This window comes from Mycobacterium persicum (genome assembly GCF_002086915.1).
In the GTDB taxonomy this organism is placed as follows: domain Bacteria; phylum Actinomycetota; class Actinomycetes; order Mycobacteriales; family Mycobacteriaceae; genus Mycobacterium; species Mycobacterium persicum.
The window spans coordinates 3,005,032-3,019,209 of sequence record NZ_MWQA01000001.1 but is presented as its reverse complement, the minus strand read 5'-3'; the positions used below and the strand labels follow the sequence as shown (position 1 = coordinate 3,019,209).

The following is a 14,178-nucleotide window of genomic DNA, read 5'->3' as shown; positions in this document are numbered from 1 at the left end:
GTATCACCGTTCGTTGTACCGAGAGGTGTAATCGACCTCGTAGCGAGTGGCGAACACCTCGGCTTCGGCTGCGGCGGCTTCTTCGGGCGTCGGCAAATTCAGCGTCATCCCCACGAACTCGCGAAGCAGGGCATTCGCCTCCTCGCCGTCGCCCGCCAATTCATTCATGCTCTCCATCATGAAGGTGTGCTGGGCTGCCCGGGCTTTTTGCCGGGCCAGGTCGGCGATGACGAAGATCTCCTCGGCAAGCCCTGATTCGGTCATGCGCGATGCCTTGTCAGTGACCGTGATCTTCTGGATGATGCCGCCCATCATCGCCGTGACCGACACGCTGCCCTGCGGGTTGGTTACCGTGAACAACTCGAGCTCGGACTCTTCTTCCTTCTCGGTCAGCCCGTGCAGGGCGTCCAGGTCGGCTCCCGCGGTGTCCGCCGGCTCGGCCGGCGCGTACTCATCGAGCGCGTCGAGTGAGGATTCCTCGGCCGCACCGGCGGTGAAATCCAGCGCGTCGAAATCGTCGCTGACGTAGTCGTTCCCGGGCAGGTCCACTATGGCTCCCTTTCTGACTCGTGACGGGGATTGAGCAGTCAGCCTCGGGCGGAGGCTTGGGTGTGATCCGAGGCGTGATCTAACCAGGAGGCCGCTGGGAGAAGCTCCACCAGGGCGTCCAACGAGCGCTGCAGGTTCTGCGGCGTGCCCGGGAGAAAGCTGCCGTACAGTTCACCGCTGACGATGCGGGGAAGTGAGACCAGCCTGCCGTGCGCCGAGTCGAGGACACCGGCGGCAGCCTTGGTGTGCGTCGTCGTGCCTCCCGGATGGCGTTGGCTCGCGACGATTTCCACCCAGCTGTCCGGATTGTTCACGATTTCGGTGTAGATGCGGGCCGCGGTGGGCGCCAGGCCGTAGCGGGTCAGCTGAGCCGCGGTGGTGCACTCGGCCAGTTCGCTCGCGATGCCGGTGAGCGGTTCCACGTTCGCCGGGTCCGCGGAACCCAGCACCGCGGTCACCATGCCCGCCAGGCCGACCTGCGGGGCCACCAGCTGAAGCACCAGCAGGTCACCGTTGCGCACTGCGATGACATGGCGATCGTCCTTGCGGCACACCACAAACCGCACCATGACGCCGCCGACGTCGCGGCGCCACCAGCGAGCTTCGAGGGTGCGGTCCGGCCGACTCAGGGTGTCCACCATCGAGGCGACCGTCGGATGCGGGTAGCCGTTGTGGTCCAGGACGCCTTGCGCGGTGAGGTCACGCCGCACCTGGTCCCAGACGACTTCCCGCAGATCGTCTTGCGGGATGTTCGGCCGGATGCCCAGCGCCACTGGGAAATCGACCAGGTGTAACCGGTCCGCGAGTACCAGCATGCCGTCGATGGTGACCTCGACGCCGACGACGTCGTCGACGAGGCCCGCGCGGCCGGTAGCGAGCGGACCGGTCATATCAACCGAAGATCTTGTCGATGACGCCGGCCAGACCTTGGTCGGAATTCAGGTAGGCCCCGGCCGCCGAGAGCAGATTGTTAGCCAGCCCGCTAGTGACCCCTTGCAGCCCAGTGCCGGTGCTGTTGCGGGTCGTCTCGAACTGTTGCAACGTGTCGTTGAATTTCGACGTGAATGAACCGTGGGTGATCTGGACGCGCTGGCTGATTCCGCTGGGTGCCGAGGTGGCCGATTTGAGTTGGCCGACGATCTCGTTGTGCATACCCGCCAGTACCTTCAGAAAGGACGGTACGACGCCGAGTATTCCTGTCATGGGTGGACCTTTCCGCTACGTTCTTCTTTTTACTCGCTATGGCTTTGGTGCGCTTGGCTTTGATACGGCAGGCGCATCAAACCAGCCCACTCGGCGCGGGCCTGGGCGGCGGACCCTGGCGCTGCTGGACGCCGGCGGCCCCGGCGTCGATCGGAGCGCGCTCGGCACCTGCTCCCGCGGCGGCGCCTTCCTCGTCTTCTTCCCGCTTGTCGCTGACGAGGGTGGCCTGCTGCTGGCCGCCCTGCTGGGCCTGCGAGGAGATCATCTGCGCCTGTTGGCCGGCCATGCTGCCGAGCTGGCCCGGCCCACCGCCAGCTGACACCAGGTGCTGCAGCTGACCCATCGTCGCCGTGAGCGAACTGACGTTGGGCAGTTGGGCAAACGACATCAGGTCGCTGAAGCTGAGGCTGGGCAGGCCGGCGAAGCCGCCCAAGAAATCGGGCAGGGCGGCCAACTCCGTCCAGGTTGGCAACTTGCCGAGGTTGCCGATTCCCGGGATCAAGTCGCCCAGGCTCGGTAAGCCGGGGAACAAGTTCGGGATGCTGGGCAGGCCGGGCAGGCTCGGGAATCCGGGGATGGGCAAGCCAGGGAAGCTCGGCAGGCCGGGCAGGCCGGGCAGGCCGGGCAGGCCGGGCAGGTTCGGCAAGCCGAAGTCGGGCAGGCCCGGGATGGACGGCCACTCGAAGTCGGGCAGACCCGGAATCGGCAAGTTGAAGTCCGGTATACCCGGGACGGGCGGCCACTTGAAGTCCGGCAAGCCCGGGATGTCGGGCAGGCCCGGGATCGGAATGTCGGGCAGTTTCGGCGGCCAGAGGCCGTCGATGATGTCGGGGATGCTGGGGATGGGCAGACCCGGGAACTTAGGCAGCGTCGTCAACATCTCGATGAGCCGACCGAGCAGACCCTGCAGGTTGGTCACGTTCATCAGCGTCATGATCGTCAGGTACAGAAGTGCGCCGCCGACGGTAGCCATGGCAATGCCGGACATCGGCAGTGCGAGTTCCCACGACCACAGCCAACCCAGCAGCGGAACCTTTTCCAGCCCCCTGCAGACCTTGTAAACACCGTCGATCATCTTCTTCATCGCCCGCAGGACGTCGCGCGTGTTGGAGACGTACTTGGCCTGGTTTGAAATCATGTTGCCGGTCAAAGAGTCGATGTCGCCCATCACCTTTGCGCGAAGTTGCTGCGCAATGTTCTGGTTCAAATAAGCGTCGGCGGCTTGGCCGATCCAGTTGGCGCCCGGAATGGCGAGCCCCATCTTGTCGCTGATTTGCTTGAACAGCGTCGCGCCCGTGTTGAAGACATCACCTGGGTCGGGGATGCCCTCGCCGAGCAAGAGCAACTGGCCCCAAATGAAGTTACTGGTGTTCTTGCAAAGGTCGCTGCCCTTCATTTACGTCTTTCCTCACACTCGCTGATTCTGTGCACTGACTGTTGTGCACCTTTACACCGCACGTTGAGCTTAGCAGCGCTGTGGTGGCGGTAGATGCACGAATTTTTTGGTGAGCCGGGCGATTTCGTGCGCAACGCGTGACGTAGCCGCGCAGCCGGCCGACCGGGCGACGGTGCCGTTCCCCGGACGATTGAACTCGAGCGCTCCATTGTGTTGCGGCCCCCGGAGTCGACTCAATTGATTTGACGGATAAGCGCTTCGATTGCTTCGGCGGCTTCGGCTGGCAAAGCTTCCTCGGCTTCGGCGCGGACAATCATTTCTTCTGCCACTCCGGCTGCCTGTGCAGTTTCGGATGCGGAAAGATTGGCGCGCCGGCGCGCGGCATATAAACGCTGCGCCAGCGTGGCTCCCGGGGCGGTGGCCCCCAGCGTCATCAATTTGTCGTGGTAACGGCGGACCGCGCCCAGTGCCTTGATCAGTTCGGGGGTAATACGACTGATGCGAGTCGCCTGTACGGCGATGCCCTCGAGTTGACGCAAGTCGGCGAGGATCGGCGCTGCCCGCTCGGTGAACTCGGGGTCCTCGGGCGGTGGTAACGCGGCGATGGCCAGGCTGCAGGTGTCGACGGCCGCCGCCACCGCCTGCGCGATCAACGATGCCGGGCCCTCGGCGGGCGGTACCTCGGCATCTGCCTCGAAGGTCGGTAGCGCCGCCTGCTGTCCGGCGGGCTCGCCCTGGCGGATCCGGGCGATGGTCCCGGGCGGCCATTGCAGCACTTCCTCGAGCTTGGCCCGGGTCCGTTCCCGTGGCCAGCTACGGCCTTTCTCGAAGGCGATCAATGCGCCCGCATTGATGATCCCGTCGGCCGCGAGGCTGCGCTGACTGATGTCGAGCTCACGTCGCCTTGCCGCAGCGGCCGCGCCGGCGCGGACCACGCCGGGATCGGGTTCGCTGGTCTGGCCATCCGACTGGTCCGCCGGTCGTTGTTCACGGCGCTGCTCTTCAGGCGAATTCGACGGCCTGACGACTTCGAACGTCAACGCCTTGCCTCCAGTGGGATCGCCGAACCGGACGATGGTCTTGTCGCTGACGGTCACAGATCCTTTGCGTCGTCCGTCGACGAACATACCGCTCGGGCCGTTGCCGAGGATGCGCCACGGTCCATCTTCGGACACTGCGCGCAGATGTGCCTGCGAAACGTCCGGATCATCAACCTGGACACCGGCTTGGGGTGTGCGACCAATGGTCACGACGTCACGGCCGGGGGCGATCGCGTGCGACGGTTCGCCGCTGTGGGCGACCAGCAGAGCCGGCCCGACAGGTGAATCGGCGTTGGGCATCTGCGTCGCTTCCTCACTTTTCCGGGGCACGTCTTAGCTGGCGGGTAGTGGTGCGGTCAGCAGGACGCCTTCCGCCGACCACCATCCTAACCGTTGCGCTCTTCCAACGCTACGCTTTTGCTACGTTTTTCGGACCATGGTTGTCGGGGGTCAGCGGCGGGTACTGCTGCGGCAAAACCGCGATAAATGCTACGGTTCTGCCCGGCAGAAGTATTGCAAGCCGTAACGGTTTGTGCAATGGCTTGGCCCGGTTTTGACCTGCCCGGGCGGCGGCAGCACGTGAAATTGTGAGTGTAACGCCTGGTGATGGCCCGCATCGGCGAGCTCCGAAGCAATCACTGCGGGCAGCCGTAGCGTGCTTCGGCGGGGCTCACCGGTTCCAACTGTTGCACTGCAACGGTTAGTGCTATACGCTACTGCTTGGGAGGCTACCGACCTGCAACGCTTTAAGAGGAGCGCAACGATATGACCGCAACGGCTCTGCACGAGGTCCCGCTGGGCGTCTGCACGCAGGACCCCGACCGCTGGACAACGACACCCGACAACGAGGCCAAGGCGATGTGCCGGGCCTGCCCGCGGCGCTGGGCGTGCGCCCGGGACGCTGTCGAATCCCCGGGCGCGGAAGGTCTTTGGGCCGGTGTGGTAATTCCTGAGTCAGGCCGGGCCCGGGCGTTCGCGCTGGGCCAACTGCGGTCACTGGCGGAGCGCAACGGTTACCCCGTGCGCGAGCGGGTCGTCGCCCAATCGGCATAAGCCTGCCGCGATCCGAGCCGCTGCTTCGAGGGGTCTGCGGTGCGGTGCGGTCAGCTGTTGCCACACGTAGACAGCGCGAGAAATCGAAAGATTTCTCGCGCTGTTTGCGTTGTCCGCTGCCCGCCGGCAAGCGGCAAAGACGGCCGCCCTGAGCTCGATTCGGCGACCTACCGTGCCGGGCCACCCGGAGCCACCCGGCTCGTCGGTGCGATGATGCCGGTCGAAAGGGAGGTGGCGGATGCGGTACATGCGTGAGGAAATCGTGCACGCACCGGCGGCGCGGGTATGGGAACTGCTCGTCGACGTCGAGGGCTGGCCGGCCTGGACGAAGTCGATGCGCGAGATCGAGCGCCTGGAAACCGGTCCATTGGCAGTGGGCAGCCGGTCCCGGGTAACTCAGCCGAAAGGTCGTCCGATGGTGTGGACGGTCACCGAACTGAAGCCGATGCGCACGTTCACCTGGGTGGCAACCCAGCCCGGTCTTTCGATCGAGGCGGTGCATCGCATTGACGAAGACGGGGACGGCGTGCGCACCACGCTCGAATTGATCATGACCGGACCACTGGCGTGGTTGGCAAGCCTCACCGCGGGTTCGCGGGTTCGGTCGTATGTCGACATGGAAAGCAACGGCCTAAAACGGGCAGCCGAGTCGCGCTGAGTCCGCCGGCGGTCAGTGCGCTGGCGTCGCCGCCTCAGGGCGGGAGGCTCGGCGCTCGTCGGGTCGCGATGCAAAATACTCCACGATGATCGCCGCGATCTGGAGAAATTTCAGCCGCGTCGCCGGCGCCAGCTCGCGGCGCACGTCGATGACGCCGCCCGGCCTCAGATGCGGATCGAAGGGCACCTCGACAACCCGCTGCCCATGCTCGACGAACTCGCGGGCAAGCACCGAGCGAGTGCGTTTGTCGGAATGGCCATCGGAGTCGTTGAGCACCACGATGCTGCGCCGCAACAGATCCGTCAGCCTGCGGTCTGACAGCCACTCCATCGTCTTTGCCGCAGCGGAGGCCCCGTCCGCCCACGGCGAGGACACCACTATCAGCGCGTCGAGGTCGCGCAGCACTTCCTGGGTCAGCGGGGCGTCCATCGTCGAACCGCAGTCGATCACCGAGATCGCGAAGTGGCGGTCCAGGCGCAGCGCGGCCTCCCGGTAGATCGCAGGGTCGAGCACCCTGCGTCCCCCGGCCATCGGTTCGCCGGGTAGCACGTGCAGGCCCACGGAGTTACGGCCCAGCCGAGCGACTATCTCGGCGAACGACGGCAGGTCTTTGGCTGCGGTCAGATCCCAGAACGACCCATGCGCGGCCGGATCGATCCTGCTGCTCAACCGGCCGAAGGCGGTATCGGCGTCGATCGCCACCACGCGGTCCTGCTGGCGCAGTTCGGCGAAGATGGATCCGATGCTGGCCGCGACCGAGGTCTTGCCGACGCCGCCCTTGCCCAGGACGCCGAGCTTGTGGCTGCCGCGCAGGGCGGTTCGGATGGCGGCTTCGAAATCGGCTGCCTCGCGTTGCGCGGCGGACGGACCGGGATTGATCAGGCCGAAGGACACCACTCGAACGAGACGTCGCCAGCTGTGGTCGGCGGGTACACCCCCGGAACCGGTTGCGGATGCGAGGGCGCCCTCGGCCCGAATACCCGGTGGGACCGGGACATCGGACGGTGCGAGCGGGTGCGGCGGCAACGCTGATTGCGGTGCGTCCGGTCGTGGCTGCGCCGGTTCGGCCGGGCGCGGGGGTTGGGCTGAAGCCGGTGGCGGCGGACCATATGCGAACGCCGGCGGATGCGGTGGCGGAGTTGTCGGCGGGCGCCGCGGAGCGGGTGAATGCGGGCCAGCCACGCGATGAGGGGCCGGCGGCTGCGATGGCGCCGGCGCAGATGTCGGCGGGCGCGGCGCAGCGGGTGGATGCGCCCCAGGCACGCGAGGAGGCGCCACCGGGGCCCGCGAGGGTGCCGAATGCGGAACTTCGGACTGCGGACCGGTCTGGCTACTGCCCGGGCCGGCGGGCCGAGTCGGCCGCATCCGATCCCGAAGGAATTCGTCGCGCTCGTTCATAAGCTCCTCAGTCGAGTCGGACCACCAACGCCGGACACCGACCAGTATCCGTCCCAGTATCGGGCACCGGCCGGGCTGCCTCACCTGGTGGACCGGGCTTGCGGTCGGCCGGCCTGTCACAAGCGGTTTTAGACTCCTATTAATATTGTGCAAACTCGGCGCCGGGCCACCCTGGCATGGCGGCAGCGCTCTCCTCGGGCCGTCGACGCCCGACCCGGCGGTTTCCGCACCATGGCTGCCATGCTTTATCACCGAGCGTGTTACCGGTGTGACGGCGGTGTGAGCGCCTAACCGTGGCCCCTGCGGCTGCTGACCGGCCGCACCAGCAAATTAGTCTAAGTAGTTACTGTGGCCACCGGCAGCACTTCCGAGGCTGGCGAGGGCGTGGGTTCGCGCTCCCAAAACGGCAGGTGAGGATGTCCTCGGAGGCCGGTCCGGCGGTACCCACGGCACCGCCGGTGGGCGGGTTACCATTGAGGAAGTTGGCATGTCAGGCGGGTATTGTCATATCGTTTTACGACTTGTCGAGATCGGTACCGGGGCACCGTTCAGCGCTGCACGGACGAATCACCGGCCTGATCATTCCGCTGGACGGACAGCCTATCGACAAGACCGGAGGGGTCAACGCCCGCAACGTCACGGCATGGCGCCGTCGGAGCTGCTGGTGAGGCCGCGCAGGAAGTCTGCTGAAGGGTTAGGTGGGTATGGCGCCCAAGCGCGTCGGGCTATACAACCCCGCATTCGAACACGATTCGTGCGGGGTAGCCATGGTCGTCGACATGCACGGCCGGCGTAGCCGCGACATTGTGGACAAGGCGATCACTGCGCTGCTGAACCTCGAACATCGCGGTGCCGCCGGCGCCGAGCCGCGCAGCGGCGACGGCGCGGGCATCCTCATTCAGGTGCCGGATGCGTTCCTGCGAGAAGTCGTCGACTTCGAGTTGCCGGCTCCGGGCAGTTACGCCACCGGTATCGCCTTTTTGCCGCAGTCGTCCAAGGATGCGTCGGCTGCCTGTGCAGCGGTGGAGAAGATCGCCGAGGCCGAGGGCTTGCACGTGCTGGGCTGGCGGAACGTGCCCACCGACGACTCGTCCCTGGGTGCCCTCTCCCGCGACGCGATGCCCACCTTCCGTCAGGTTTTCATGTCGGGCGCCTCCGGCATGACGCTGGAGCGCCGTGCCTACGTGATTCGCAAGCGGGCCGAGCATGAACTCGGCACCAAAGGCCCCGGCCAGGACGGCCCCGGCCGGGAGACCGTCTACTTTCCCAGCCTGTCCGGCCAGACGTTCGTCTACAAGGGCATGCTGACCACGCCGCAACTGAAGGCGTTCTACCTCGACCTGCAGGACGACCGGCTGACGAGCGCCCTGGGTATCGTGCACTCGCGGTTCTCCACCAACACCTTTCCGTCCTGGCCGCTGGCGCACCCGTTTCGGCGGATCGCTCACAACGGCGAGATCAACACCGTCACCGGCAACGAGAACTGGATGCGCGCCCGCGAGGCGTTGATCAAGACCGACGTGTTCAAGGCCGAGTCCGACTCGGCGAATAGCTTGGAAAAGCTGTTCCCGATCTGCACCCCGGGAGCCTCCGACACGGCGCGGTTCGACGAGGTGCTCGAGCTGCTGCACCTGGGTGGGCGCAGCCTGGCGCACGCCGTGCTGATGATGATTCCCGAGGCCTGGGAGCGCCACGAGAGCATGGACCCGGCTCGTCGGGCGTTTTATCAGTACCACGCCTCGCTGATGGAGCCCTGGGACGGCCCGGCGTCGATGACGTTCACCGACGGCACCATCGTGGGCGCGGTGCTGGACCGCAACGGCCTGCGGCCGTCGCGGATCTGGGTTACCGACGACGGCCTGGTGGTGATGGCCTCCGAGGCCGGCGTGCTGGATCTCGACCCGTCGACGGTGGTCCGCCGGATGCGGCTGCAGCCGGGCCGGATGTTCCTGGTCGACACCGCGCAGGGCCGCATCGTCTCCGACGAGGAGATCAAGGCCGAGCTGGCCGCCGAGCACCCATATCAGGAATGGCTGGACCGCAACCTGGTTCCGCTGGACGCATTACCGGCGGGCAAATACGTGCGGATGCCCCACGACCGGCTGGTGGTGCGGCAGTTGACCTTCGGTTACACCTACGAGGAACTGAACCTGCTGGTGGCGCCCATGGTCCGGACCGGCGCGGAGCCGATCGGCTCGATGGGCACCGATACACCGATCGCCGTGCTGTCCCGGCGTCCGCGGATGCTGTACGACTACTTCCACCAGTTGTTCGCCCAAGTGACCAACCCACCGCTGGACGCCATCCGTGAGGAGGTGGTGACCAGCTTGCAGGGCACCACCGGCGGCGAGCGCGACTTGCTGAACCCGGACGAGAACTCCTGTCACCAGATCGTGCTGCCCCAGCCGATTCTGCGTAACTACGAGCTGGCCAAGCTGATCAACCTCGACCCGGACACCGAGGTCAACGGACGCCCGCACGGCATGCGCTCCAAGGTCATTCGGTGTCTATACCCGGTGGCCGAGGGCGGTAGCGGGCTGGCGGCCGCCATGGCAGACGTGCGTGCCCAGGCGTCGGCGGCCATTGCCGACGGCGCGCGGGTCATCATCTTGTCCGATCGCAACTCCGACGAGAAGCTGGCGCCGATACCGTCGCTGCTCGCCGTCGCCGGGGTGCACCACCACCTGGTGCGCGAACGGACCCGCACCCATGTGGGCCTGGTCGTCGAATCCGGTGACGCCCGCGAAGTCCACCACATGGCGATGCTGCTGGGCTGCGGGGCCGCCGCGGTCAACCCCTACCTGGCGTTCGAGTCGATCGAAGACATGCTCGACCGGGGCGCCCTGGAAGGCCTCGGGGACGGCATCGACCGCAAGAAGGCGCTCAACAACTACATCAAGGCCGCGGGCAAGGGTGTGCTGAAAGTGATGTCCAAGATGGGCATTTCGACGCTGGCGTCCTATACCGGCGCGCAATTGTTCCAGGCCGTCGGCATCTCCGAGGACGTGCTCGACGAGTACTTCACCGGGCTGACCTGCCCTACCGGCGGCATCACCCTCGACGACATCGCCGCAGACGTTGCCACTCGTCACTCGCTGGCCTACCTGGACCGGCCGGACGAACGGGCGCATCGCGAGCTCGAAGTGGGCGGGGAGTACCAGTGGCGCCGGGAAGGCGAATACCACCTGTTCAACCCGGAGACGGTGTTCAAGCTGCAACACTCCACCCGCACCGGGCAATACAAGATTTTCAAGGAGTACACCCGCCTGGTCGACGATCAGAGCGAGCGGATGGCCTCACTGCGCGGCTTGCTCAAATTCCGCGCGGGCGTGCGGCCTCCGGTGCCGCTGGAGGAGGTCGAGCCCGCCAGCGAGATCGTCAAGCGCTTCGCGACAGGGGCGATGAGCTACGGCTCGATCTCCGCTGAGGCGCACGAGACGCTGGCGATCGCGATGAACCGGCTGGGTGCCCGCTCCAACAGCGGTGAAGGCGGCGAGGACGTCCGCCGTTTCGAGCGCGATGCCAACGGGGATTGGCGCCGCAGCGCCATCAAGCAGGTCGCCTCGGCCCGTTTCGGTGTCACCTCGCACTATCTGACCAACTGTACCGACATCCAGATCAAGATGGCCCAGGGCGCCAAACCCGGTGAGGGCGGCCAGCTTCCGGGTCACAAGGTGTACCCGTGGGTGGCCGACGTCCGGCACTCCACGCCCGGTGTGGGCCTCATTTCACCGCCGCCGCATCACGACATCTACTCCATCGAGGATCTGGCGCAGCTGATCTATGACCTGAAGAACGCCAACCCGTCCGCGCGGGTGCACGTCAAGCTGGTCTCCGAAAACGGCGTCGGCACCGTGGCCGCGGGTGTCTCCAAGGCGCACGCCGACGTGGTCCTGATCTCGGGGCACGACGGCGGTACCGGGGCGACCCCGTTGACGTCGATGAAGCATGCTGGTGCGCCGTGGGAATTGGGTCTGGCCGAGACGCAGCAGACGTTGCTGCTCAACGGTTTACGTGACCGGATCGTGGTCCAGGTGGACGGCCAGCTCAAGACCGGTCGTGACGTGATGATCGCGGCGCTGCTCGGCGCGGAGGAATTCGGCTTTTCCACTGCGCCGCTGGTGGTGGCGGGCTGCATCATGATGCGGGTGTGCCATCTGGACACCTGCCCGGTCGGTGTGGCCACTCAGAACCCGGTGCTGCGGGAACGGTTCACCGGCAAGGCCGAGTTCGTGGAGAACTTCTTCATGTTCATCGCCGAAGAAGTGCGGGAATACATGGCGCAGTTGGGCTTCCGCACCTTCAACGAGGCCGTCGGCCAGGTCGGATCGCTGGACACCACGCTGGCGCGGGCCCACTGGAAGGCGCACCGCCTGGATCTGACGCCGGTGCTGCATGAGCCCGAGTCGGCTTTCATGAACCAGGACCTGTACTGCAGTTCGCGTCAGGATCACGGTCTGGACAAGGCGCTCGATCAGCAGCTGATCGTGATGAGCCGCGAGGCGCTGGATTCCGGTTCGCCCGTTCGTTTTTCGACCACCATCAGCAACGTCAACCGCACGGTGGGCACCATGCTGGGTCACGAGGTGACGAAAGCCTATGGTGGCCAAGGCTTGCCGGACGGCACCATCGACATCACATTCGAAGGGTCAGCCGGTAACAGCTTCGGTGCGTTTGTGCCCAAGGGGATCACATTGCGCATCTACGGCGATGCCAACGACTACGTTGGCAAGGGTCTGTCCGGCGGCCGGATCGTGGTGCGGCCGTCGGACAACGCGCCGCCGGACTATGTCGCCGAGGACAACATCATCGGGGGCAACGTGATCCTGTTCGGCGCCACCAACGGCGAGGTCTTCCTGCGTGGCGTGGTCGGTGAACGATTCGCGGTCCGCAATTCCGGGGCGCATGCCGTGGTCGAGGGTGTGGGCGATCACGGGTGCGAATACATGACCGGCGGTCGGGTGGTCATCCTGGGTCGTACCGGCCGCAACTTCGCCGCCGGTATGTCGGGCGGGATCGCCTATGTCTACGACCCGCACGGCGAGCTACCCGACAACCTCAACACCGAGATGGTCGACGTCGAGACGCTCGACACCGATGACGCGGACTTCCTGCAGGGCATCATCGCCGCGCACGTCGACGCCACCGATTCCCCGGTCGGCCAACGCATTTTGGCCGACTGGCATGGGCAGCAGCGGCATTTCGTCAAGGTGATGCCCCGCGACTACAAACGGGTGTTGCAAGCCATCACCGAGGCCGAGCGTGACGGAGTGGATGTGGACAAGGCGATCATGGCGGCTGCGCATGGCTGACCCGACCGGCTTCCTCAAATACACACACCGGAAATTGCCGAAGCGTCGACCTGTTCCGCTGCGCCTGCGCGACTGGAAAGAGGTCTACGAGGAGTTCGACAACGAGACGCTGCGTCAGCAGGCAACTCGCTGCATGGACTGCGGTATTCCCTTCTGCCACAACGGCTGTCCGCTGGGCAACTTGATCCCGGAATGGAATGACCTGGTGCGCCGGGGCCGTTGGCCCGACGCGATCGAACGGTTGCACGCCACCAACAACTTCCCGGACTTCACCGGCCGGCTGTGTCCGGCGCCGTGCGAACCGGCATGCGTGCTCGGGATCAACCAGGATCCGGTGACCATCAAACAGATCGAGCTGGAGATCATCGACAATGCCTTCGAGGAAGGCTTCGTCGAGCCACTGCCGCCGCACACGCTGACCGGCAAGTCGGTTGCCGTCGTCGGTTCGGGCCCTGCAGGCCTGGCCGCCGCGCAGCAGCTCACCCGTGCGGGACACACAGTGACCGTCTTCGAGCGCGACGACCGGATCGGCGGCCTGCTGCGCTACGGCATCCCCGAGTTCAAGATGGAAAAGCGTGTCCTGGATCGGCGGCTGGAGCAGATGCGGGCCGAAGGGACCGAGTTCCGCGCCAGCGTCAATGTCGGGGTCGACATCACCGCCGAGCAGCTGCGCGCCGAGTTCGACGCGGTAGTGCTGGCCGGTGGCGCCACCGCCTGGCGCGACCTGCCCATTCCCGGTCGTGATCTGGATGGCGTCCACCAGGCGATGGAATACCTGCCGTGGGCCAATCGGGTCCAAGAGGGTGATGACGTCCTGGGGCCCGATGGGCAGCCGCCGATTACCGCCAAGGGGAAGAAGGTCGTCATCATCGGCGGTGGCGACACCGGGGCCGACTGCCTGGGTACCGCGCATCGCCAAGGCGCGGTCAACGTCCACCAGTTCGAGATCATGGCGCGCCCACCGGACAGCCGCGCGCCCTCGACCCCGTGGCCGACCTACCCGCTGATGTATCGGGTCTCTGCGGCCCATGAAGAAGGCGGCGAGCGGGTGTTTTCGGTCAACACCGAGGAATTCGTCGGTGTCGATGGGCATGTGACCGCGCTCAAGGCGCACGAGGTGACCATGCAGGACGGCAAGTTCGTCAAGGTCAAAGGTTCGGACTTCGAACTCGAGGCGGATCTGGTTTTGCTGGCGATGGGATTCGTCGGCCCGGAGAAGCCCGGTCTGCTCAGCGATCTCGGGGTCGAGTTCACCGACCGCGGGAACGTGGCGCGCGGCGACGACTACGAAACCTCGGTTCCGGGTGTTTTCGTGGCCGGTGACATGGGGCGAGGCCAATCGTTGATCGTGTGGGCGATCGCCGAAGGCCGGGCCGCAGCCGCGGGTGTGGACCGCTATCTGATGGGCTCCACCGCGCTTCCGGCACCGATCAAGCCGACGGCTGTGCCGCTTCAATAACCACACCAGTAACACCAGAAACACGCCGTTGATTGCTCGGCGCGTCGTCTGTTGTTTGCCAGACGCCGGGTGTCTAATGGGGCTCTGTGGGCTCCGTCACAGCGATGCGT

At 65.8% G+C, this 14,178-nt stretch carries 10 protein-coding genes; 4 read left to right on the top strand and 6 right to left on the bottom strand.

Features of this window, described 5'->3' with window-relative positions; genetic code table 11:
- Positions 1 to 3: 3 nt before the first annotated feature.
- The 5 genes from B4U45_RS13815 to espM form a co-directional block, all read right to left on the bottom strand.
- Positions 4 to 549 (bottom strand): DUF2694 domain-containing protein, encoded by a 546-nt coding sequence (locus B4U45_RS13815; protein ID WP_075549738.1) that lies wholly within the window; start codon positions 547 to 549, stop codon positions 4 to 6.
- Between the two features lie 38 nt (positions 550 to 587).
- A complete protein-coding gene (locus B4U45_RS13810) occupies positions 588 to 1,439 on the bottom strand; it encodes an ESX secretion-associated protein EspG (RefSeq protein WP_075549739.1) in 852 nt (283 codons plus the stop codon).
- A 1-nt stretch (position 1,440) separates the two neighbouring features.
- Positions 1,441 to 1,752: an ESX-1 secretion-associated protein gene (locus B4U45_RS13805; RefSeq protein WP_075549740.1), complete on the bottom strand. Its 312-nt coding sequence runs from the start codon at positions 1,750 to 1,752 to the stop codon at positions 1,441 to 1,443.
- A 76-nt stretch (positions 1,753 to 1,828) separates the two neighbouring features.
- Complete coding sequence (locus B4U45_RS13800) at positions 1,829 to 3,148, bottom strand: EspA/EspE family type VII secretion system effector (RefSeq protein WP_075549741.1); 1,320 nt, start codon at positions 3,146 to 3,148, stop codon at positions 1,829 to 1,831.
- Positions 3,149 to 3,381: 233 nt separating this feature from the next.
- Positions 3,382 to 4,488 carry an ESX-1 type VII secretion system transcriptional regulator EspM gene (gene espM / locus B4U45_RS30090; protein ID WP_075549742.1) on the bottom strand — a complete coding sequence of 369 codons (1,107 nt, stop codon included), beginning with the start codon at positions 4,486 to 4,488 and terminating at the stop codon, positions 3,382 to 3,384.
- Between the two features lie 465 nt (positions 4,489 to 4,953).
- Here espM and B4U45_RS13790 point away from each other — a divergent pair, with 465 nt between their 5' ends.
- The gene (locus B4U45_RS13790; protein WP_075549743.1) at positions 4,954 to 5,241 is read left to right on the top strand and encodes a WhiB family transcriptional regulator; all 288 of its coding nucleotides are present in this window, start codon (positions 4,954 to 4,956) and stop codon (positions 5,239 to 5,241) included.
- A gap of 238 nt (positions 5,242 to 5,479) precedes the next feature.
- On the top strand, positions 5,480 to 5,899 hold the full coding sequence (locus B4U45_RS13785; protein WP_075549744.1) for an SRPBCC family protein: 420 nt from the start codon (positions 5,480 to 5,482) through the stop codon (positions 5,897 to 5,899).
- 12 nt (positions 5,900 to 5,911) lie between these two features.
- Here B4U45_RS13785 and B4U45_RS13780 read toward each other — a convergent pair whose 3' ends face one another.
- Complete coding sequence (locus B4U45_RS13780) at positions 5,912 to 7,297, bottom strand: MinD/ParA family ATP-binding protein (RefSeq protein ID WP_240316540.1); 1,386 nt, start codon at positions 7,295 to 7,297, stop codon at positions 5,912 to 5,914.
- 704 nt (positions 7,298 to 8,001) lie between these two features.
- Between B4U45_RS13780 and gltB the strand changes: the two genes are divergently transcribed.
- Entirely contained in the window at positions 8,002 to 12,609 is a 4,608-nt protein-coding gene (gene gltB / locus B4U45_RS13775; protein ID WP_075549746.1) for a glutamate synthase large subunit, read from the top strand.
- Entirely contained in the window at positions 12,602 to 14,068 is a 1,467-nt protein-coding gene (locus tag B4U45_RS13770) for a glutamate synthase subunit beta (RefSeq protein WP_075549747.1), read from the top strand. Before gltB ends, B4U45_RS13770 begins: the two co-directional genes overlap by 8 nt.
- The last annotated feature ends 110 nt before the right edge of the window (positions 14,069 to 14,178 follow it).